Here is a 22452-nt window from a genome sequence, read left to right on the forward strand (position 1 = left end):
CACGTTACAGCACTGTCCGCTCCTTGGCGGGGGCTGGTTTTTGTGTATACGCCTCTTCAATAAATTCCCCCCGTTTGCTGCGGTTGCCGCCGTAACCTGGTTGGGGGGGGGGGGAGAATCCCGCCGGACCGCTGGTGGATCACTCGAAGTCCTTGACGTTCTGCAGCGTCACCAGTCCGGCGCCGGTATCCACATTGGCCTCGACGGGTTCCCCGCGGATGGCCTTGACGACGGTGTCGATGCCAAGCTCACCCATTTTCGCTGGAAATTGAGCTACGCTGGCGTCCTCCGCTCCCGACTTGATCGCTTCGATCTCACCGCAGCACGCGTCGAAGCCGACCACTATGAGGTTGTCGTTGGCAATGCCGGAATTGCTGATCGACTTGACGGCGCCAGGGATCGGCGGACCGCAGGCCGAGTAGATCGCCTTGAGATCGGGATTGGCGGTGAGGATGTCTTCGGTCACTGACGTGCCAAGTTCCAGCGTGCAGTTGGTTGCGCCCTTGCCGACGACATCGACCTTGACGTCGCCCAATCCCTCCATCATGCCCGTGACCCGGTCATCCAGAGCCGGCACCCCGGGAACGCCTTGCAGGATACCGATCTTGTCACCGCTCTTGAGCACCGTTTTAAGATACTCTCCGGCGATCTTGCCGCCGTTGAGGTTGTTGGTCGAGACCAATGCCGTCTGGCCTTTCCAGTTGGGAATGCTGTTGTCGACGAGAACCACCTTGATGCCGGCGGCCACCGCCTTGTCGAGCGCCGGCGCGACCGTCGGGTCGACCGGAGTGATTGCCAGCCCGTTGACGCCCTGCGTGATCATGGATTCGATCAGAGCGATCTGGCCTTCGATGTCGGTAGCTGCCTGGCCCTGGCCGGTGACCAGTTCGATCTCCGGATGAGCGGCCGCGTATTTCTTGGCGGCGTCCTCCATGGTCGAGTAGAACGGCACCGGGAATTTCGTAATCAGGCCAACCTTGATCTTGTCTGCGGCCGAAGCCGGCACTGAAAACGCAACAGCGATCACCAGCCCTGCGAACAGTTTTCGGTTCATTGGCATTGTATTCCTCCCTTGGATTGAGACGCCTCCCGGCGGGAGACGCTTCAGGCATTTGCGGACCTGAAAGGTCCCCAAATTTCGAACGGGTCAGGCTCCAACGATCATGGAAACCAGTTCCTGTTTGTTGCCTTTGGTCGGCACCAGTTCGCCGACCCTGCGGCCCTGGCGAAGCACCACCGCGCGATCGGCGAGCTCGACGACGTGTTCCATGTTGTGAGTGATCAGGATGACGGCATTGCCCTGGTCGCGGAGCGCAGCGACCAGATTGAGCACCTGGCGTGATTCACGCAGGCCGAGTGCGGCGGTCGGCTCATCCAGAATGACAACCTTGCGGGCGAACACGGTCGAGCGGGCCACGGCGATCGCTTGCCTTTGACCGCCAGACATCATGGCGACGACGGCATCCAGCCGCGGCAACGTAACCTTCAGGTTTGCCAGCAGAGCGCGGGTCTCGGCGTCCATCCGGCGCTGCTGCAGAAACCGCAGGCCGCGCGGAAGCCATTGCGGGCCAGCCAGCTCGCGACCGGCAAAGAAGTTCTGTCCCGGCGTCAGATTGTCGAACAGCGCCAAATCCTGATAGACGGTCTCGATGCCGGCGAAGCGCGCATCCGCAGGGGAGCGTATCTGCGTTGACGCACCGTCCAAAAGGATCGCGCCGGCATCGAGTTGGTGCACCCCGCTGATGCATTTGGTCAGCGTCGACTTACCCGCGCCATTGTCGCCGAGCAGGCCGACGATCTCGCCGCGCCGCACCTCGATGCTGACATCGTCGAGGGCCAGAACCGAACCGAAACGCTTGGTAGCACCGTGTACCGCCAGCACGGGATTGTCCGCCGTGACCGCGTGATCGGCGTTATCCGCAGCGGCGCTCATGACTGCCTTCCGGCTTGCAGGACACGCACACGCCCTTCGAGGTAATTGCGCAGCACGTCGGACTCGACCGCGATCACGATGACCACGCCGATGACGATGAGCTGGAAAAAGACATTGACGTTGAGCAGGTTGAGCGCGTTGCGGATAACGCCGATCATGATGGCGCCGATCAAGGCATGGCCGAGGTGGCCGCGACCGCCAAGAAAGCTGGCGCCGCCAATGATCACCGCCGCGATCGTGTCCAGTTCCAGCAGATTGCCGAACAGCGGCGAACCGGCGTCGGTGCGGCCGGCAAGGATGACGGAACCGATGCCGGCGCACAGCCCTGAGATGACATAGACCGAAACCAGCACCCAGGACACGGGAATGCCCATGCGCAGCGCGGCGTCGGGCCGGCCGCCGACGGCATAAATCCAGCGCCCCCAGACCATGGTTTTAGCCATGACGGAAAGAACCGCGGCAACGCCCGCAACGACGAAAATCGATCCAGGCAGGCCCCAAACCGCCTCGCGGCCAAGCGCATCGATCGAATCCGGCATGCCAGGAATGGCGCGGCCATCGGCCAGTTGCAGGGCCAGCCCCTTGGCGATGCTCAATGTCGCCAGCGTGATGATGAAAGGATGCGGCAGCCGGCCGAAGACGTAGAAGAGCCCGTTAATGGCGCCGACCGCGGCACCGCAGCCAACCATCACGGCGATCACGATCATGGCGGGAGCGCCGGCATGAAAGCTCAGCGCGCCGACGACGGAAGCCAGCGCAAGGTTCGAGCCGACGGAGAGATCGATGCCGCGTGTCAGGATGACCAGATGCTGGCCCATCGCGACAACCGAGATGACGGCTGTCTGGGCGAGGATGTTGCTGAGATTGCGTCCCGTCAGGAAATAGGGCGACAGAAAGCTGAGAACGGCGATCAGCAGCACCAGGATGACCACCGGACCAGCGCTCAGCAGCATCAGGCCGAGCGCAAGGCCGGGAACGGCTTCTGACTTCCTGGATGCCGGCAACGCGGCCTCGCCGACAGTCGTGCCGGTGTTTCCCGTTTCAGGCAAATTTCCCCCTCCCCGCCGCGGCTTGTACGAGCCGCGTCGTCAAAAACTCAATTCGTGTTCAGGTCCTCTTCTTATCGATAAAAAACAACCGGCCAGGCCGGGTCAAGTTGTTTTTTATGGATAAAGTTCATGCTAAAAGGACAAGCTATAGTTCCCAAGGAAAATCCGATGAGAACCGACACCGTCTACAAGAAGGCCTTCAATCGGGCTGCGAATATGCTGCGCGACGGGCAACTGGCCGGTGAACTTCCTTCCGAAAATGAGCTTAGACGGCGAATGTGCGTCAGTCGCACAACCGTCAGAAAGGTTTTGCGGGAACTGGTTCACCGCGAACTTATCACCGAACGCCACGGCCTCAGGTCGACGGGCCGCCCGGTCAGCGACAACGATTACTATCCGGACGCCGAAACCACACCTCGCGCCAAGCATGTCGAACAGCAGTTCATGGAGTGGATGCTGCGGGGCGACACCAGGCCTGGAACCAGCATCAATGAGCTCGAGCTTGCGCGCCAGTTCGGCGTTGCGACCAACGGAATTCGCGAATTCCTGATCCGCTTCAGCCGGTTTGGACTGATCGAGAAACGGCCGAATACAGGCTGGCTTTTCAAGGGCTTCACCGAAAGCTTTGCACTTGAGCTCTTCGAGATCCGAGTAATGTTCGAACTGCGTTCGGCGCAACTATTTTCACTACAGCCGCACAGTTCTCCCCTATGGTCGAAACTCGCTGCGCTCAAGATGGCGCATGCCGACCTGCTGGAGCGAATTGAGGGCCGTTTTCATGACTTCTCCGGCCTGGACAACCGGTTTCACCGGCTCATAAACGAGGCATCACCGAACCGCTTCATCGATGATTTCTACGACATCATCACGTTCATTTTTCACTACCACTATCAGTGGAACAAGCAGGACGAAAAGCAGCGCAACCAGGCGGCAATCCTCGAGCATCTCGCCTATATCGATGCGCTCGAAAGCCGCGAATCTGACCGGATTGAGCGGGCCTGCCGAGCGCACCTGGCGTCGGCAAGAGCAACGTTAACGCGTTCGCTTATCGGACTTGTTGAATGATGTAGTCGACCCGCCCTTCAAGGGAACCGACGCATCCTCTGGAACGCGTCGGAAGCAAACGCTTACGCGTGACGGATTTCCGTTCCCAGCACCTTCAAACATTCGCGGATGAACGCTGCAAGGGCCGTCCAGCCCTTTGCCGAAACCATCGTGCCATCCACATATGCCTCCGTTGGAGACAGGTCGATATAGGTGCCGCCCGCAAGCGTCACTTCGGGCTCGCAAGCCGCCAGTGCGCCGACCTTCTTGCCACGCACGACGCCGTCTACCGCAATCAGGATCTGCACGCCGTGGCAGATCGTGAAAATCGGCTTCTTGGTTTCGTGGAAGTGGCGCACCATCGCCTGTACACGCTTGTCGGTGCGGATGTATTCGGGGCCACGGCCGCCGGCGCAGTACACAGCGTGGTATTGCTCCAACTGCTTCTCAGCGTCGGAAAAGGTCTTGTTGATCAGCGCATAGTGGCCGAGCTTTTCGGTGTAGGTCTGATCGCCCTCGAAATCGTGCAGCGATGTTTTGATCAGGTCTCCGGCGCTTTTGTCTGGGCACACGACGTGAACGGTGTGGCCCACCGCTTCCATCGCCTGCTGGTAGACGAAGATTTCGTATTCCTCGGTGAATTCACCGGTCAGCATCAGGATCTTTTTGCCTGGCATGGTACTTCCTTTCCTGTGACAACGGCCGGGCGAGACCTGTACTCGCCTGGGAGGTTTGAGTTTCTAGAAGGGTGAATCGGGGAAGTAGTCTTCGTTGGCACTGGCCTGCGTGATGACCGTCAACAGCGGGTACGGGGACATCGGGACAGTCTCAGTCGAACGCCAACAACAAACGGTCGCGGGAATGCTCGATATGGCGACGCATCGCCTGCTCGGCAGCGGCAGGATCGGCCGCAGCGAAAGCGGCCAGGATGGCCTCATGCTCGTCAAGCGCCTCCTCGGTGACGCGCGAATGGAACATCAGGCGGAATATGTGGAAGTGGGTGTGCTGGTGCGCCAATGTCTCGCGCACGAGTTCGTTGTTGGCGAATTCCATGACCTTGTCATGGAAAATGGCATCCTGGCGGGCGAAGTTGGAATACCGCAGGCGCTCGTCCTTGCCCCCACGGCGCGCCATGACGCCGGCCGACTTCTGAAGCTGCGCGAGCTTTACCTCGTCCATGAGCGCGGCTGCCTTGGCTGCGCCATGAGGTTCGAGCAGCAGGCGAAGCTCATAAAGTTCGTCAAACCGCCGTTTCGTGATCTGCGGCGCAGCGCGGTAACCGATCAGATGCGTCTTCAGCACCAGGCCTTCGCCTTCGAGCCGGCCGAGCGCCTCGCGGATCGGCGTGTGGGATACGTTGAATTCCTTGACCAGGCTGTCGACGGTGATGCGCGAGCCCGGCGCAATCTTCAGGGACATGAGTTGCGCAAAGATCGCTTCGTAGACGTCCTCAACCAGGCTGCTGGAGCGCTGGATACGCCCGCCGGCGAGGTTCGCTTCGTCTAGACTGGGTAAGTTCATGGCCTGCATGTTTTGCCTCTTGACACATTGAGCTGCTAACACGATGCTCCGGCCAATGCAATCCTATATCCTATACGATTTTATCGAGGATATCATTTGCGGCAACTAGGAGACAAAGCAATCGAATTTGCAGTGGCCCTGCTGGAACAGCGTGCCGTCCTGGCAGCCCGTGCTTCCTCACCTGCTGAACGGACCGCCAGCGTTGCGGGCGATGATTCGGCACGTCGATACGCAACCGCGTTGCGAGACGGGTTTTACATCGAACCCGGCCTTGGGGCCGAGTTGAACGCCATCTCGCATTCCAATCCAGACATCATCATAGGATGCAGGTCATGAGCCTTTTCGCTGCCCTAAGGCTGCCGCGCGAAATCCTCTTCGGGAAGGGCCAACGCCACGTCATCCCGGTTGTCGCGGCCAGGCTCGGGCGTCGCGCGCTCGTCTGCACCGATGAACGTTTTGCCGCAACGGGCCCGTTCGCAGAGATTGTCGCGGCGCTGCGAGCCGCCTCGATAGACGTACTGGTGCATGACCGTGTGCTGCCCGACGTTCCTCGGGACACCGTTGCCGTCTGCGTCGAGGAAGCACGGAAGTTCGTGCCCGACATGGTGATCGGCATTGGCGGCGGCAGCTGTCTCGACATGGCCAAATGCGCCGCGCTGCTCATCAGTCACGGCGGTCAGCTCCAGGATTACTACGGCGAGTTCAAGGTGCCCGGCCCGACGCTGCCGCTGATTGCGGTGCCGACGACAGCCGGCACCGGCTCTGAGGTCACCCCGGTTGCCGTGATCTCGGATCCGGATCGCACGCTGAAGGTCGGCATCTCAAGCCCGTATCTGATCGCGGCCGCGGCTATCTGCGACCCTGAGTTGACGATGACATGCCCGCCGGGATTGACGGCAATCGCAGGCGCCGATGCGCTGACGCATGCAATCGAGGCCTTCACCGCCGCCAGGCGTGGGACCGATCCCGGCCTTCCGCAGAACCATGTCTTTATCGGCAAAACCGCCTTGACCGATCATTTCGCCCTGCTGGCGATCAAGCTGCTTGGCCGAAGCCTTGAAACGGCATGCGGCCGGCCCTCTGACGAGGACGCCCGGGCCGACGTCATGATGGGTGCACTGGCAGCCGGCTGCGCGTTCGGAACGGCCGGCACAGCGGCAGCGCATGCCGTGCAATATCCGGTTGGCGCGATAACCCACACCGCTCACGGATTGGGCGTCGCCACCATGTTGCCGTACGTCATGAAGTACAACAAAACAGCCGCAGCGACCGAGATGGCCGAGATCGCCAACGCGCTCTGCCTCGATCGTAAAGGCCGGACGCCCGACGAGTTGGCCGACGCGACCATTGCCGAAGTCAGCCGGCTGTTTGGGGCGATCGGGATCACCTCCTCGTTAGCCGAGCTGGGGCTGCCCGCCGATAAGCTCGATTGGACGGCGGAACAGGCGATCGCTATCGAGCGCCTCATCAAGAACAATCCGCGGCCATTCGATTTGAGGTCCATGCGACGTCTGGTCCAGGCCGCCTTTGATGGCGACCTCGCCAGCTGCGTCATGTAAACGATCGGGAATATCGAGATGAACACGTTTTCACAGGTTCTGACTGACGATCAGGGCGTCAGCGACTTCCACACAATCTCGCACCGGCTGTATATTGGCGGCCAATGGCGCCAGTCCGCGGATGGCAGGGTGATTCCGGTCATTGATCCGTCGACCGAGGCTGTCATCGCCGCTGTGCCGGATGCGACCGTGAACGACGCCGCCACTGCCGTTGAAGCCGCTGCCAAGGCAGCCGATGGCTGGCGGACAACGCCGCCGCGAAAGCGTTCCGAGATCCTCAGACGCTGCTTTGAACTGATGACGGAACGATCGGAGGCACTGGCTACTCTCATCGCACTGGAAAACGGCAAGGCCCTGCGGGATGCCCGAGGCGAGATCGCTTATGCCGCGGAATTTTTCCGTTGGAATGCCGAGGAGGCCGTTCGCATTACCGGTGAATTCGGTACTGCGCCTTCCGGCACCAATCGCATTGTGGTCGACTACGAACCCGTCGGCATCTGCATCCTGATCACGCCCTGGAATTTTCCTGCCGCGATGGCGACGCGCAAGATCGCGCCGGCACTTGCCGCGGGATGCACGGTGGTCCTGAAGCCAGCCAGTGAGACACCCCTCACCGCCTATGCGCTCGCCGCGCTCTACCAGGACGCGGGCGTTCCACCAGGGGTGGTCAACGTCCTGACAACCTCCAGTCCCGGGCCTTTGACAGCCGCCATGCTGGCCGATCCGCGGGTGCGCAAACTCTCCTTCACCGGTTCGACGGGTGTGGGTCGCGCTCTGCTGGCAGAGGCTGCCAGGCATGTGGTTTCGTGTTCGATGGAACTCGGCGGCAACGCACCGTTCATTGTGTTCGACGACGCCGATCTCGAAGCGGCGCTCGATGGTGCAATGGTGGCCAAGATGCGCAACGCCGGCGAGGCCTGCACGGCCGCAAACCGCCTCTATGTGCAATCCGGCATCTACGAAGCCTTCTGCGATGGCCTCGAGAAGCGGATGTCGTCGCTCAAGGTCGGCCCTGGCACTGATCCGGACACGGAATGCGGGCCCATGATCACGAAAAAGGCGGTCGAGAAGATAGACCGCCTTGTCGTCGACGCGGTCACACGCGGCGCGCGGGTCATGTGCGGCGGCTCAGTCCTGTCCGGGCGCGGTTTCTTCTACCCTCCGACGGTGCTTCGCGACGTGCCGGGCGACGCAAAGATGGCGCATGAGGAGATATTCGGGCCGGTGGCGCCAATCTCGAGCTTCGAAACGGAGGCCGAGGTCATCGCACGCGCCAATGACACCGAATATGGGCTTGCTGCCTACATTTACACGCGCGATCTGGCGCGCGGCATGCGGGTGGCTTCCCGCATCGAGGCCGGGATGATTGCTCTCAACCGCGGGCTGATGTCTGATCCGGCAGCTCCCTTCGGCGGCGTCAAGCAAAGTGGGCTCGGCCGCGAGGGAGGGCAGCATCACGGCATTGCCGAGTTCATGGAGGCGAAATACCTCGCCGTCAGCATGTGAGCTGAAGAAGAATGCAAGGCGATCCCTTTCGCATCCGCGACCACGTTGCTGATTTTGACCAAATCGTGCAGGACATTGTTGACCGCAGCGAGGTGGCACGCGCCGCCATTGCGATGACCGCTGACGTGGCCTATGGACCGGATCCGACCGAGACCATGGACCTGTTCTTTCCCGCGGGCAAAAGAACGGCGCTTCCGGTGCACATTTTTGTCCATGGCGGCTACTGGAGAATGTTCTCCAAGCGCGACTATTCATATATGGCGACGACGATTACCCAGGCCGGGGCCATTGCCGTCATCCTTGATTATGCTCTGATGCCCAAGGTCCGAATGGCGAGGATCGTCGACCAGGTGCGCCGGGCCAAGCAGTGGGTCCTGGCCAACATCGCCGATCATGGCGGAAGCCCGGCGGCCCTGACCGTCAGTGGTCATTCGGCAGGAGCCCATCTTGCAACGTTTCTGTTCGAGGGCGAGCATACCCCCTCGAATGTGAAGGCAGCCCTTCTCCTGAGCGGACTCTATGATTTGAAGCCGCTCCAGGATTCCTTTCTCGCCAACGAGATTGGAATAACCGACGAGGAAGTCGCCATGTTCACACCTCTCGCCTGTCGGCATGATGCTCAAACCAAGGCGGCGGTTCTGGTCGGAGCCAACGAGACGCCACCCTTCCATCAACAAGCCGATCGATTCAAAGCAAGCTTGCTGAGGCAGGGATCGTTGGTAACGTCGCATGTGCTCCCGAACCGCAACCACATGGACAGTGTCAGAGATCTTGGCGTGCCGGGGACCGAGGCTGGCGATTGCCTGGCAAAACTGATCGCCAAGGCCTGCTGACTAACTCGGGTTCTCCAGGCGATTTGTTTTGCGCCACTCCTCGTACTCTCCGCGGGCATCGTCATGCAGCGGATAGTAGCGTTGCAACGGCCCGCCCTCCATGAGCTTCGCTCGCGAAAACTCCTCCCAATCATGATGCTTCTGTGATTCTTCGATCACCTTCGGGGCCATCACGACGGGAAGCACCACCACCCCGTCGTCGTCGGCGACGATGATGTCGCCCGGGATCACCGTGACACCGCCGCAGGCAATCGGAACGTTGACGGCATTGGGATAGATGCTGGTCTGCACATGATAGTTTGGCGTCCAGCCGCGCAGCCATAGGGGCAGGTCGAGCTTTTCGACATTGGGCCGGTCGCGCATGCACCCATCGATGACGATACCGGCCCCGCCCCTGCCCTTGAAATACGTCGACATCATATCGCCGAAGACGCCCGAGCTCATGTCGCCGCGCGCGTCGACCACAACCACATCGCCCTCCTGCGCGTGATAGAGCACGTGCCGGTGCAGCTGTGTCTCCGGATCGGCATATTCTCCTTCGGTGAAGAGGTCCGGCCGCTGCGGCAGGAACTGCAGCGTCAGCGCCGGCCCGACGATCGACTTCCCGTGGTTTTGCGCCACCGGACCGACCATGTGCGGATTGCGGAAACCCATGTGGCCAAGCGTGCCGGCAACCGTCGCGGCGCCGATCTCCCTGAGTGCGTCGATCAGGTCTTTAGGCGGCCGCATGATGTCGGAAGTATGCGTCATTGTGGACTCCGATTGAATGGAACTACCAGTTCGTAACAGAACCGTCGCGGCGCTTAAGGTGAGGCGCTTCCCAGAAACGCAAACTCTGCGCCTGGACCGCAACTTCGTTGACCTCGACGCCGAGCCCCGGCAGATCGCCGACCGGGTAATCGGTCCCGTCGAGCCGTGGTTGCACGGGGAAGAAGTCGGAATTGTCGAAGCCCAGCTTTGTTTCGGGTGCCCTGGTCTCGAGCCACGCGAAGTTGGGTACCGCGGCAGCGAGATGCACGGTCGCGGCCGTGCACACTGGACCAAGCGGATTGTGCGGCATCAGGTCCACATAATGCGCCTCACTCCAGCCAGCGATTTTCATCGCCTCGGTGAGCCCGCCGACATTGCAAACATCGAGCCGGTTGAACTGATGGATGCCGCGCTCGATGTAGGGCAGGAACTGCCACTTGCTGGCAAATTCCTCGCCTATGGCAAAGGGGATTTCGGTCATCGTGCGCAGCGATTCATAGGCCTCCGGCGTTTCGGCCCGTATCGGCTCCTCGAGGAAATCAAGCACGCCGCGACCGAGCTTGTTGCAGAAGCTCGCGGCCTCTGCCACCGACAGCCGATGATGATAGTCGAGGCCGAGGACCACGTCGCTGCCCAGCGCCTCGCGCGCCTTGTTCAGCATACCCGCGGTAGCGCCGATGGACTCGCGCGGCTCGAAGATGTCCTTGCTGTTTTGCCCGAAGGGGAAGAAGCGGATCGCCTGCCACCCCTGCGCGCGAAGTTCGCGGGCCCGTTCGATGGCAACGTCGCCCTCGGCCTCGTCGCCGGTCGAGGCAAAGGTGGGAATGCGGTCGCGCTGCTTGCCGCCCAGCAGCTCGTAGACCGGCACGCCCAGCGCCTTGCCCTTGATGTCATGAAGGGCGATGTCGATGGCGGAAATCGCCGCCTGAAGGACTCGCCCGCCTTCGAAGTACTGGCTGCGGTAAACCTCCTGCCAGATCCGCCCGATCTGCATCGGGTCGCGGCCGATGAGAAACTCGCGATAGTGCTCGACCGCGCCGGCCACGGCCCTCTCGCGACCGCTCAAGCCGCTCTCGCCCCAGCCGAAGATGCCCTGGTCGGTCTCGACCTTGACGAGCATCTGGTTGCGCGTTCCTACCCACACCGGATAGGGCTTGATCGCGGTGATCTTAAGTTTCTCAGTCATCCACGCCCACGTTTCACGCGCATTCGCTCTATCTCAGTTGGCCTTGAGGGCCATTTCAGTTTCGCCATCGAACAGATGCATCCGCTCCTGGTCGAACTCGAGCCAGATCTGCTCGTCGGGCGCGACGGCAATGTTCGGCGGCACGCTGACGTTGACGATGGCGCCGGACAGGAACGCCTGGACGAAGGTGACGTCGCCGGTCGGTTCCACCGTGTAGGCCTTGGCCGGAATGGAACCAGGGACCGCACTCTTGTGGAGCTTGATCGTCGAGTGACGTGCGCCGAGCACGAGTTTCCTGGTCGTCGCTTTCGCCACCTTCTGGGCATTGCGCGGTGAGAGCTCAAGGCGCCAGCCCTCGGCGCCGGTCAACACCGTGTTGCCGTTTGCCATCGAGGCCTCTAACGGAATAAGGCTCATCGCCGGGCTGCCGATGAAGCTGGCCACGAACATGTTCACCGGATGGGCAAAGACCTGCGCCGGTGAATCGTATTGCTGCAGGTAGCCGCCATTCATCACCGCCATCTTGTCAGCCATGGTCACGGCTTCGAGCTGGTCGTGCGTCACATAGATGATCGTCGCCTTGAGGTCCTGGTGGAAACGCTTGATCTCCGACCGCATCTGCACGCGCAGTTTGGCATCGAGGTTAGACAGTGGCTCGTCCATGAGGAACACGGCGGGGTCGCGAACGAGGGCACGGCCAAGGGCCACACGCTGCTGCTGCCCGCCCGACAGTTCGCGCGGCTTGCGCTCGAGCAGGTGCGTCATGTCGAGCACTCGCGCCGCTTCCTTGACCTTCTTGTCGATCTCGTCCCTGGGGAGTTTGCGCATCTGAAGCGGGAACGCCAGGTTCTTGTAGACCGATTTCTGCGGGTAGAGCGCGTAGTTCTGGAACACCATTGCGATGTCCCGGTCCTTGGGGTCGAGGTCGTTGACCACGCGCTCGCCGATGATGATGTCGCCCGCTGTGATCGGGGTCAGCCCAGCGACGAGATTGAGCGTGGTTGTCTTGCCGCAGCCTGAAGGCCCGACGAGCGCAACGAACTCCCCGTCATTGACCGTCAGCGAGACGTGGTTGACAGCTTTGAAGCTGCCATAGCTCTTGACGAGATCTTGGAGGACCACGTGGGCCATCGGCAACTCCCTAGTGCTTGACCGCGCCTTCTGTAAGGGCGCGTACGAAGTATCGTTGCAGGACCAGGAACAGCACCACGACGGGCACGCTCATCATGAAGCTGGCCGCCATCAGGCCCGGAAAGTCCGTCGTATTTTCCGAGAAGAAGCGTTGGATGCCGACCGGCAGGGTCAACTGCTCGTTCTTGGAGAGGAAGGTGTAGGCGTAGATGTACTCGTTCCACGCGCCGATGAAGGAATAGATTGCGGTGGCGATGATCCCCGGCGTCGAGAGCGGCATCACGATCATGATGAAGGCCTGGAACCGTGTTGCGCCATCGATGCGCGCCGCCTGCTCAAGCTGCACCGGGATATTGTCGTAAAAGCCCTTGAGCAGCCAGATCGCCAGCGGCAGGCCGAAGGTGAGATAGGTGAGGATCAGCGAGCCGTGCGTGTTTATCAGACCGATCGCGCGCATCAGGATGAAGAGTGGCACGAGAAAGATCACCGCCGGGAACATATTGCGCAGCAGCACGGCAAAGAACAGGAAATTCCGGCCGGGGAAACTGAAGCGCGAAAACGCGTAGGCCGCTGGGACAGCCACGATCACCGAAAGGATTGTCGTGACGGTCGACACGAAAAGGCTGTTCCAGAAGAAGCGGAGGAAGTCCTGGCCGACGCTGTTCTGCGGATCGAGCAGTTTCTGATAGCTGGCGAGGGTAGGTTCGTCCGGCCACCATTGCGGCGGGAATTGCGTCGCCGCGAATCCGGACTTGATCGAGGTGATCAGCATCCAGATCATCGGCAACGCGGTATAAAGCAGCATGAACACGAGGAATATGCGGCCGGCCCACCGCCATCCGTCGACGCGCATGCGGCGACGGGTCTGGGCTCGAGGCGCTGTTTCGGCAATCGTGCTCATCAGGCGCTCCCCTCTTTCCGCTCGTTGCCGCTTAACGCACGGACGTAGAAGTAGCCCAGCGTCATCAGCGTGAGGAACAGGAGCACCGAATAGGCCGATGCCACGCCCCAGCGCTGCCGTCCGAAGGCGAGCTCATAAATGTGGGTTATCCAGATATGCGATGCGTTCGACGGCCCGCCGCCGGTCATGATCCAGGGGATGATGAAGGAATTGAAGTTGGCCACCGCGAGCAGCAGCATCGTCACCACCGAGACGTTGCGCAAGTGCGGGAAGGTGACGTGCCAAAAGCGCTGCCATGCATTGGCACCATCGACTTTTGCGGCACGCAGCAACTGGTCGGGGACTGTCTGCAGGCCGGCCATCATCATGATCATGGCAAACGGAAACTCGCGCCAGATGTTGACGACGATCAGGGAGGGCAGCACCGTGCTGACATTGTCGATGAAATTCGGCGGCTGGTCGGCCAATCCGAGGCCGACCAGCACCGCGCCGATGATCCCGAAGTCCGAATGGTAGATCCACTTCCAGATGTAGGAGGCGGCGACGGCGCTGATGACCCAAGGGATGATCAGGACGGCGCGCAGGACACCACGGCCGATGAAGTCGCGGTGGAGCGCCAGCGCTGTGGCAAACCCCAGGACAAAGGAGATGAAAGTTGACCCCAGAGTCCAGATCAGTGTGTTCCAGGTGACTTTCCAGAACACCTGACTGGTGAGGATGGTCGTGTAGTTGTCGAAGCCGATGAAGGTCTTGTCGCGGAGTTGCAGGCCAGGCGGTGTCTTAAAGAACGACAGCTCGACCGTGTAGTAGATCGGATAGGCGATGACGATGAGCATCACGGCGATCGCTGGGAGCACGTACGCGTAGTCCGCGCGATGCTCCCAGACCTTCCGCAGCGCGCCGGACCAACCGGGTTGCAATCTTCGGCGAGCCTCGGCCTTGCCGGTCACGATCGTCACTTGTGGCGTGCCCTTTTTCTTCGGAACGCTGCGGCTGCGCCAGCGGCGCAGCCGGTCCAGGTCGTAGGTGTGGCTTGGACTAGAGTCCGCCCATCAGGTCTTTTACCTTCTTGGCCGCGTCGTCCGCTGCCTCGTCGACGGTCATCGCTCCGGTCAGGGCATTCTGCAGCATGTCCGGGATGATGATGTTCATGATCTCGGGGGCCTGCGGCAGAGCTGGGAACGGGATGCCGTATGGCAGCATCGAGGTGGTGACGTCGAGGAACTTGATGTTGTCCAGACGTTCCTTCATCCACTTGGTCTTGAAGCCGTTGAGGTTGCCAGGGTTTGATCCGGCGTAGGCCATCTTCAGCGACCATTCAGGGCTCGTCCACATGCAGATGATAGCTTTCGCGGCCGGCTCGTCTACCTTGCCGCCCTCGACATATTCGGGCTTCAGGATGTGAATGTTCGAGCCGCCGAACACGACGGCGCGCTTGCCGTCGGGACCAGTCGGGATCAGGCCGTAGCGCATGTTGTCGATGACCGTCTGCGCCTTGTCCTTGTCGGTGCCCGTCGCCTTTTTCTGCAGGTCGAGCATGACGTTGTAATCGGACGGGTGCGAGATCATCATGCCGAGCTGGCCAGCGACGAACAGGGGCTGATTATCGGCCTGCTGATTGGTGAGTGCCGAAACCGGAACCGACTTGTCGCGAACATACATGTCGTAGGAGGCTTGCAGCGCTGCCTTGCTTTGCGGGCTATCGAGCTGGACCTGCTCATAGGTCGGGTTCGGCGTCGCTTCGTCGAAGACACCGCCGCCATAGGCCCACAGCTGTGGCATGAAGCGGTACGGCGTATTGCCGGCATTCTTGCGAGCCACGAGGCCATATCCGGCAATGCCGAGCTTGTCGTGGATCTGCTTGGAATACTTGACCACGTCGTCCCACGTTGCCGGCGGCTTGTCCGGATCGAGGCCGGCCCGCTTGAAGATGTCGGCGTTCCAGATGAACGCCATCGTCTCATTGTTGGTCGGAATGCCGTAGGTCACGCCCTCCCAGGTCACTGCCTTCATGGCGCCGGGCCAGAAATCCTCGGTCGAATACCCCACATCCTCTGGCTTGAGCGGCTGCAGATAGCCCTTTGAGGCGAACTCGGTACCACCCAGGATCTGCAGGCGGACCGCCATAGGCGCGGCATTGCCCAGGAGCGCGGTGCGGAACTTGTCGAGAAGGTCATTATAGGTGAGGGCTTGTTCCTCGAGCTGGATGTTCGGATAGGTTTTGCGGAAGGTCTCGAAGAAATCCTTGTAGTACTGGCGCAGGAGGTCGGGGTCGCCCTCGAACACGCCCTGATACCAGAAAGTCAGTCGCCCCTTGTAATCGAGCGGGGTGACCTTGGCGCAATCGGCCGCCGTGTCAAAATCCTGTGTGCCCGCAATCGAGCGCACATATTCCGGCGACCACTTGCTCAGGTCGACCGGCGGTGCACCCAGCGCCGATGTAGACGTCAGGGATGCCATCAAAGCAGTGGCGACAGTGCCGCGCAGGACGGCACTGCCGAGCGCAATTCTCGTCATAGGTATCCTCCCTGGTTCTCCCATGCCGCCCTGAAGCGGTCCTTGCTCGTTTCGATCGCGAGGATGCTTCTGTCAGCTCAGTGTATCCTCTCGATCACTTGGTACGTTTTCAGATCGTGAATTGCCTGTCAACGCGCTGGATCGTACATTGTTTGCGAAAGCCGTGTGTGATATCGGGCAAGGTATGTATTGAATTGGGGAGCCCGGCCTTGGCCGAAATAAGCGATTTCAAAGCGATGCCACCGGTGGGGACCGATCCCATCGGGGCCTCCAGCGAGGGCGCCTCGCTTTATGAATTGATCAGGGAAGATATCATCGAGGGACGGCTCGCTGCCAACGAACGGCTTGTCGTCACCGATCTCGCCCGGCGTCACGGCACTTCGACCAATCCTGTGCGCGAGGCCCTGCAGTTGTTGCGCGGCGAAGGGTTTGTCACCTTTATCGCCAACCGCGGGGCGCGCGTGCGACCCATTGATCAAGATTTTGTCCGGGATATCTACGAGATCGGTGTTCTGATCGAGCCAGCCCTGACACGATGGTTTGTGAATATGGCTACCGGCGAGGACATCGCCGAACTCGAACGTCTCCAAGGCCTGATCGAAGAGAACAACTTCGCCGACACATTCAGGCACAGTGAGCTGGATACCGCTTTCCACACCGTGATGTACCAGCGGCACTACAACCGCCACGCCGCCGAGCTTTGGTGGAAGCACCGCGAAGTGCTGCGAGCCGTGAGCCGTCGTTTCAATTTCACGCTGGCGCGACGTGCCGCGATCATGCGCGAGCACCGCGAACTCATCGCGCTTGTGAAGGCGGGAGAGGCCGACAAGGCGGCCGAACTCGTTTCCCGCCATGTCGAGGGTTCGGGCCGGCATATTCTCGAACAGATGCGAGCGCGCAACGCCGCTCGGGCCGGATAGAATGTCCAGTCCAGAACATCGTTAGCTGACCATTTCCAGGCAAAGGTAGTTGAGATGAAAATCACGAGCATTCGGCCGTGGCTGATCAAGTCCGATGCTTCCTACTGGGGAGAGTTCCTGTTCGTCGAAGTGACGACCGACGAGGGAGTGAGTGGCTGGGGAGAGATCACCACCACGACAAGGCTCGCCAACCGCACTCTCTGCACGATCCTGCGGCAGATCGGCATCGCCGTGACAGGCGAGGATCCGGCGCGTATCGAGCATCTCTGGCACAAGATCTTCCGCAGCTTCACCTACATGGGAAGCCGCGGCGCCGCCGTCGAATGCGTGAGCGCCATCGACATAGCCCTCTGGGACATCCGGGGCAAAGTCCTCGGCAAGCCGATTTACGAGCTGCTTGGCGGGCCGGTACGCGATGAAATCGCGCTCTACACCCATCCCAACCAGGCCAAATTCACCAGCAAGGAGGCTGTGGTCCGCGAAATTCTAGACATTGTCGAGTCCGGACACACTGCGCTCAAGTTCGATCCCTACCCCCACCAGGGCCGCAGCGCCGATGGCCTGCCCCGCGAACAGCGAGACGGCTACCTCGATGGCGGCATGACCCGCAAGGACGAGCGCGAGGCCGCCGAACTCACGGCTCTGATCCGCGAAACGGCAGGACCCGATGTCGACATTCTCATCGATGCGCACGGCCGCTTCGATGTCCCCACCGCCATTCGCCTCTGTCGGAGCCTCGAGGAGGCCGGCCAGATCGACTGGTTTGAGGAGCCCTGCCCGCCCGAGAGCCTTAATGCCCTCAAGCAGGTGCGTGAGAAGGTCAATACCGCCATCTCGTGGGGCGAGCGCGGCCACACGAAGTGGGATTTCGTGCCGGTACTCGAGAACAGGCTCGCCGACTACATCATGCCCGACGTTACCTGGACCGGCGGCATTACCGAACTCAAGAAGATTTCTGCGCTGTGCGAAGCCTACTACGTGCCGGTCTCGCCACATGACGCCGCGGGACCGATCAACGTGGTTGCGGGAGCGCAGGTGATGATGACCGTCCCCAATTTCTACAAACTCGAAACATCGGAGTGGAACCTGGGCAAATACGATCACCTGATCGACAGACCACTCGACATTTCGAACGGCAGCCTCAAGCTGTCGTCGAAGCCTGGTCTCGGTATTGAGATGGACCGCGACTACCTGCAGGCCTACGAGATTGAGTTGGGCTAGCAAGACCAAATGCCGGCCCAGGGTGCGGGACGACAAGCCGAAAACGAGGATAAGTCATGGCAAAGACAGGTGGCGCCGACGAAGCGCTCAATCAGGTGAACGCGAACTCCAAGCCATCCCAGCTTCGCATCACCGACATGCGGGTAGCCGAAATCGTCGGCGCGCCGTTCACCTCGACCCTGCTCAAGATTTACACCAACCAGGGCATCGTCGGGCTTGGCGAGGTGCGCGACGGCGCCAGTGCCACCTACGCGCTGATGCTGAAGAGCCGGCTGCTTGGCGAGAACCCTTGCGACATCGACCGCCTGTTTCGCCGGATCAAGCAGTTCGGTGGCCATGGCCGGCAAGGCGGCGGCGTCTCGGCGGTCGAGATCGCGTTGTGGGATCTCGCCGGCAAGGCCTATGGCGTTCCCATCTACCAGATGCTCGGCGGCCGGTTTCGGGAGAAGGTGCGCGTCTATTGCGACACCGACGCTACCGTGCCGAGCGGCACCGAGACCGGCAAGCGCCTCAAGCAGCGCATGGCGCTCGGCTTCACCTTCCTCAAGATGGATCTGGGGCTGATGCAGATCGCGGATGTACCCGGTGCGGTCGTCTCCCCTGCTGGTTCACTTGAAGGGTACCGCATCCATCCCGGCCGCGGCCCGGTCAAGACCATGGAGGAGCGGCGCGCCCGCAATGCCGCTTACGATTTGCATAACGTCCCCCATCCGTTTACCGGCCTCCACTTTTCCGACAAGGGCCTCGACCTGCTTGAACAGTACATTGCCGAGGTTCGCGATGTTATTGGCATGGATATTCCGCTCGCCATTGACCATGTCGGCCACATCTCGCTGCAGAACGGCATTCGGCTCGCCAGGCGGATTGAAAAATACGTGCCGGCCTGGCTCGAGGATGTGATCCCATGGCAGTACACCGAGCAGTTCCGGCAACTGCAGGCCGCCACTACGGTGCCGATCTGCACCGGCGAGGACATCTACCTTAAGGAAGGCTTCGAGCCTCTGCTCAAGAGCGGCGGCCTCTCCATTATCCACCCGGACCTGCTCACAAGCGGGGGCATCCTCGAGACCAAGAAGATCGGCGACATGGCCCAGGACCATGGCGTCGCAATGGCCATCCATATGGCCGAAAGTCCAATCGCCGCAATGGCCGCGGCACATGTCGCGACCGCGACCGAAAACTTCATGGCGCTCGAATACCACTCTGCCGATGTCGACTGGTGGGACGATATCGTCACCGGCCTTTCCAAGCCGCTCGTGAAGGACGGCTTTATCACTGTTCCGGACAAACCTGGCCTGGGGATTGACGACGTCGTCGACGAGGTGATCTCGCAGCATCTGCAGCCGGGTGTCACCGGCATCTGGCAGCCCACGGATCACTGGGACAACGAGTATTCCTGGGACCGCACCTGGAGCTGAGGCGAAAAGAACCGAAGATGAAGATCACCGACCTTCGCTGCGCCGTCATCGGCAGACACCCAATAGTCCGCATCGTTACCGACAAGGGCCTCTATGGCCTTGGCGAAGTCGAGTTCACCAAGACCTATCTTAAGCCTTGGGTGCTGCATTTCCGCGATGCGCTGATCGGCGAGGACCCTACCGACGTCGAACGGGTGATGCTGAAGATCCGCCAACGCGGCTCTTTCAAGCCCTATGGCGCGGCGGTAAGCGCTATCGAGCATGCGCTGTGGGACATAGCTGGCAAGGCCGCAGGCGTGCCGGCCTACAAACTGCTCGGCGGCAAGGTGCGCGACAAGGTGCGCGTCTATAACGGCTCGATCCGCCAGAAGCGAACGGGGGACCGGCCGGAGGATTACGCCGCTGACGTGAAATGGATGATGGAGCAGCCGCAGAATTTCTTCATGATCAAGCAGGGGATCTCGTTCCACTCCAACATGAAGGACACCATCGAGGGCTTTCACTACGGCGTGACGCAAAAGAAGGCCGGCTATCACGGTGCCATGGACCAGGGCGTGATCAGCGAGCGCGGTTTCAACCACATGCTCGACTGCGTGATCGCGATGAAGGAAGTGCTGGGCGACAAGGTCAGCCTGGCGCTCGACTGCGGCCCGGGCTGGATGCTGCCCGATGCGATCAAGTTCGCTCGCGCGGTCGAGAAGTACAATTTGATGTGGCTCGAGGACATGCTGACCGGCGACTATGTGCCGTGGGTCAATCCGCAGGCCTATCGGGAGTTGACCACCTCCACCTCGACGCCAATTCATACCGGCGAGCAGATCTACCTGCGGCACAATTTCAAGGAGCTGATCGAAACGCAGGCGGTGCGCGTCATCGGCCCCGATCCAGCCGATATTGGCGGCATTGCCGAGCTCAAATGGGTCGCCGAGCACGCCTGTATGCACTCGATCCTGATGGCACCGCACGGCACCGCGAACGGCCTTCTCGGCCTCGGCGCGCTGATCAATGTCTGCGCCACCCTGCCCGCCAACTTCATCGCGTTCGAATACCCGAGCGCCTCCGACCCCTGGTGGGAGGACCTCGTAATCGGCCTGCCGTCGCAGATCGTGAAGGACAGCATGGTGGACTTGCTGGAAGCGCCGGGGCTGGGCCTCGATATCGACGCCGAAGCAGCCAGGAAGTATCTCCGGGATGAGGATGCAGGCTTCTTCGACTGAACCATCCTTCTTGCGCCACCGTGCACGGCGCGGACTGCTTCACGCAACCTGTCATCCGGAATGACCGTTTCGGGCCGGTTCCAGACTGTCGGCTTCAGGCACCGAGGGTGGGATAGCTGCCATTCGTCGCGAGGCACATAGAACGCCTGCTTCCGGCCCAAGATTGACAACGGAAAATCACTGCCTCTTTGGATGCAGATGGACGTGGCGCATTCTCATCCGGAAAACAATGATGGTCTTTCGTTCGCCGCCCACCGCGTCAGTTCTTGACCCCCACTCGAGCGCGCAGCGTCGCCGTGACATGATCCTCGCGCGGTTCAACGAAATCGATAGCGTCACCATTCCTCGATTGAAGGCTGATCGTCTTCCAGTTCTCGCCACCTACTAGGACGCGAGTGACAAGCTCGGCGACTTGACTGGCCTGCTGAACAGTCGCCGGATCGAGTTTGAAATCGTCATCAAGCAGCGTGCGGACGTCCCATAGAGGGACGGTCCCATCGTCGACGGGGCCGCGTCGCATCGCTCCCGTAAGGATACCTCCATCGATCGCACAGGACAGCGAAGACATTTTCAAGAAACTCAACCGATGGTCAGGACGCGCAAGATCGGCAGCAACTGTCGCGATATGCAGAGCAGCTAACCCAGCCTCGGGGGTACTCCATTGCTCAGAACGCTCGCGTAGGCGCCCGATGGTGTGATCTGAAAGGTAAACAGATGGGGCGACGTCACAAGCGTCGCGCTTGCCCCGATTTGTAGTGAAGGTGGCGCATAGTGCAGTTACTCCGCTTTCGTGCTCCAACCCTTGAAGCGGATGGCTGCCATGCACCAGCATGCGCAGATCGAATATCGTTGCCTGCCGGTTGCCTTCCAAAAATAGCGCGATGCGAAAGCCACGATCAGAGGGGGGGAGGCGCTCCAGACGCGTAGCAGCGGCATCAAGAAGCTTTACCCGTCGCGGCGGCGATCCTTCATCCATGAACGCATGACGCAACGCGACTTGCGCATCGCGCCATGTCGTCGCCTTGCCGCCGGGATCCAGCGCAGGCGCGCCTATCCTCTCTCGTCGAGCAATCTCGTAAGCGAGATTTTTCGCGTAGATGCGCGCTTCCGTACCAAGTTTGCCAGGCGACTGTCTCATGACGGGCATCCATAGCGCATTCCCACCATTTGGGTATAGGCGAGCGGATTTTGGCTCGGCGGGATCGAGAGGCGACACTGCGGAGCGGGGCGGATAGCGCGCACGTCGCGCGAATAAAAACAGAGCGCCCCATCGCTGGGACGCCCTCATGTCGGCCTTCGTTGAAGCGAGTAGCCATGGGGAGTTCCTCTCGTTGAAGGAACTTCATCGTCTGATAGCAGCCTTTACCTGCTCACGGACGATGATTTACCGCACAACTAGGCGACCCTCCCGCGGAGCGGGTTTGTACATGAGGCGCCTTGGGCCCGGCAGCCTTGGGATCGGCAGCCTTGGGCGGTTAGCGGAATGTCAGCTTCTGGTGTTCGAACCTAGTTATAGAGACACCTGGGCCAGCGCGAGCATCGTCGTGACATGACCCAAAGGCGACAAGACGACCAAAAAGGTGGGAAGCGCAGCGAAACCCCTCTATATCGACAGCCATGGATGCATCGAGCGACCACCCGCAGAACGACGAGCTTCTCTCGGACATCCAGCGCCTGTCCTTCGACTATTTTCTCAAAGAGGCCAACCCGGCGAATGGCCTGATCGCCGACCGCAACACCCCGGCG

20 protein-coding genes are annotated in these 22452 nt (G+C 60.9%); 8 read left to right on the forward strand and 12 right to left on the reverse strand.

Annotation, left to right across the window (positions count from 1 at the left end):
- Positions 1-139: 139 nt before the first annotated feature.
- The 3 genes from NKH49_RS32450 to NKH49_RS32460 all read right to left on the reverse strand — a co-directional run bounded on the left by NKH49_RS32450 (position 140) and on the right by NKH49_RS32460 (position 2982).
- Positions 140-1054, reverse strand: a complete 915-nt coding sequence (locus NKH49_RS32450) for a sugar ABC transporter substrate-binding protein (RefSeq protein ID WP_352503634.1) — start codon at positions 1052-1054, stop codon at positions 140-142.
- Between the two features lie 93 nt (positions 1055-1147).
- Positions 1148-1933 carry an ATP-binding cassette domain-containing protein gene (locus NKH49_RS32455; RefSeq protein ID WP_352929627.1) on the reverse strand — a complete coding sequence of 262 codons (786 nt, stop codon included), beginning with the start codon at positions 1931-1933 and terminating at the stop codon, positions 1148-1150.
- Positions 1930-2982, reverse strand: a complete 1053-nt coding sequence (locus NKH49_RS32460; RefSeq protein WP_352929630.1) for an ABC transporter permease — start codon at positions 2980-2982, stop codon at positions 1930-1932. Before NKH49_RS32460 ends, NKH49_RS32455 begins: the two co-directional genes overlap by 4 nt.
- Positions 2983-3150: 168 nt before the next feature.
- Between NKH49_RS32460 and NKH49_RS32465 the strand changes: the two genes are divergently transcribed.
- Complete coding sequence (locus tag NKH49_RS32465) at positions 3151-4047, forward strand: GntR family transcriptional regulator (protein WP_352929633.1); 897 nt, start codon at positions 3151-3153, stop codon at positions 4045-4047.
- 62 nt (positions 4048-4109) lie between these two features.
- Here the strand turns inward: NKH49_RS32465 and NKH49_RS32470 are convergent, their stop codons facing one another.
- Positions 4110-4703: a DJ-1/PfpI family protein gene (locus NKH49_RS32470; protein ID WP_352493019.1), complete on the reverse strand. Its 594-nt coding sequence runs from the start codon at positions 4701-4703 to the stop codon at positions 4110-4112.
- Between the two features lie 151 nt (positions 4704-4854).
- Positions 4855-5556, reverse strand: a complete 702-nt coding sequence (locus NKH49_RS32475; protein WP_352929636.1) for a GntR family transcriptional regulator — start codon at positions 5554-5556, stop codon at positions 4855-4857.
- A gap of 323 nt (positions 5557-5879) precedes the next feature.
- Between NKH49_RS32475 and NKH49_RS32480 the strand changes: the two genes are divergently transcribed.
- Genes NKH49_RS32480 through NKH49_RS32490 form a run of 3 tightly spaced genes read left to right on the forward strand, consistent with a single transcriptional unit; the run spans position 5880 to position 9445 of the window.
- A complete protein-coding gene (locus NKH49_RS32480; RefSeq protein WP_352929639.1) occupies positions 5880-7106 on the forward strand; it encodes an iron-containing alcohol dehydrogenase in 1227 nt (408 codons plus the stop codon).
- An 18-nt stretch (positions 7107-7124) separates the two neighbouring features.
- On the forward strand, positions 7125-8612 hold the full coding sequence (locus tag NKH49_RS32485; RefSeq protein ID WP_352929641.1) for an NAD-dependent succinate-semialdehyde dehydrogenase: 1488 nt from the start codon (positions 7125-7127) through the stop codon (positions 8610-8612).
- Between the two features lie 11 nt (positions 8613-8623).
- Positions 8624-9445 (forward strand): alpha/beta hydrolase, encoded by an 822-nt coding sequence (locus NKH49_RS32490; protein WP_352929643.1) that lies wholly within the window; start codon positions 8624-8626, stop codon positions 9443-9445.
- Here NKH49_RS32490 and NKH49_RS32495 read toward each other — a convergent pair whose 3' ends face one another.
- The 6 genes from NKH49_RS32495 to NKH49_RS32520 form a co-directional block, all read right to left on the reverse strand.
- A complete protein-coding gene (locus NKH49_RS32495; RefSeq protein ID WP_352503627.1) occupies positions 9446-10195 on the reverse strand; it encodes a ribonuclease activity regulator RraA in 750 nt (249 codons plus the stop codon). It lies immediately after the preceding gene.
- Between the two features lie 22 nt (positions 10196-10217).
- Entirely contained in the window at positions 10218-11381 is a 1164-nt protein-coding gene (locus tag NKH49_RS32500; RefSeq protein WP_352929646.1) for a mandelate racemase/muconate lactonizing enzyme family protein, read from the reverse strand.
- 33 nt (positions 11382-11414) lie between these two features.
- On the reverse strand, positions 11415-12512 hold the full coding sequence (locus NKH49_RS32505) for an ABC transporter ATP-binding protein (protein WP_352929649.1): 1098 nt from the start codon (positions 12510-12512) through the stop codon (positions 11415-11417).
- Between the two features lie 10 nt (positions 12513-12522).
- Positions 12523-13413 (reverse strand): carbohydrate ABC transporter permease, encoded by an 891-nt coding sequence (locus NKH49_RS32510; RefSeq protein WP_023679256.1) that lies wholly within the window; start codon positions 13411-13413, stop codon positions 12523-12525.
- Positions 13413-14372, reverse strand: coding sequence for a carbohydrate ABC transporter permease (locus NKH49_RS32515; RefSeq protein ID WP_352929652.1), 960 nt, complete (start codon positions 14370-14372; stop codon positions 13413-13415). Before NKH49_RS32515 ends, NKH49_RS32510 begins: the two co-directional genes overlap by 1 nt.
- Positions 14373-14451: 79 nt before the next feature.
- On the reverse strand, positions 14452-15930 hold the full coding sequence (locus tag NKH49_RS32520) for an ABC transporter substrate-binding protein (protein WP_352503623.1): 1479 nt from the start codon (positions 15928-15930) through the stop codon (positions 14452-14454).
- Positions 15931-16139: 209 nt separating this feature from the next.
- Between NKH49_RS32520 and NKH49_RS32525 the strand changes: the two genes are divergently transcribed.
- Genes NKH49_RS32525 through NKH49_RS32540 form a run of 4 tightly spaced genes read left to right on the forward strand, consistent with a single transcriptional unit; the run spans position 16140 to position 20706 of the window.
- Positions 16140-16850 (forward strand): GntR family transcriptional regulator, encoded by a 711-nt coding sequence (locus NKH49_RS32525; protein ID WP_352503622.1) that lies wholly within the window; start codon positions 16140-16142, stop codon positions 16848-16850.
- A gap of 54 nt (positions 16851-16904) precedes the next feature.
- Positions 16905-18071 carry a mandelate racemase/muconate lactonizing enzyme family protein gene (locus NKH49_RS32530; protein ID WP_352929655.1) on the forward strand — a complete coding sequence of 389 codons (1167 nt, stop codon included), beginning with the start codon at positions 16905-16907 and terminating at the stop codon, positions 18069-18071.
- Positions 18072-18127: 56 nt separating this feature from the next.
- Positions 18128-19489, forward strand: coding sequence for a mandelate racemase/muconate lactonizing enzyme family protein (locus NKH49_RS32535; RefSeq protein ID WP_352929658.1), 1362 nt, complete (start codon positions 18128-18130; stop codon positions 19487-19489).
- Between the two features lie 17 nt (positions 19490-19506).
- Positions 19507-20706: a mandelate racemase/muconate lactonizing enzyme family protein gene (locus tag NKH49_RS32540; protein WP_352929660.1), complete on the forward strand. Its 1200-nt coding sequence runs from the start codon at positions 19507-19509 to the stop codon at positions 20704-20706.
- A 259-nt stretch (positions 20707-20965) separates the two neighbouring features.
- Here NKH49_RS32540 and NKH49_RS32545 read toward each other — a convergent pair whose 3' ends face one another.
- Complete coding sequence (locus NKH49_RS32545) at positions 20966-21844, reverse strand: hypothetical protein (RefSeq protein ID WP_352929663.1); 879 nt, start codon at positions 21842-21844, stop codon at positions 20966-20968.
- Between the last annotated feature and the right edge of the window lie 608 nt (positions 21845-22452).

Origin of the sequence: Mesorhizobium sp. M1088 (genome assembly GCF_040318575.1) — a bacterium.
Classification (GTDB): domain Bacteria; phylum Pseudomonadota; class Alphaproteobacteria; order Rhizobiales; family Rhizobiaceae; genus Mesorhizobium.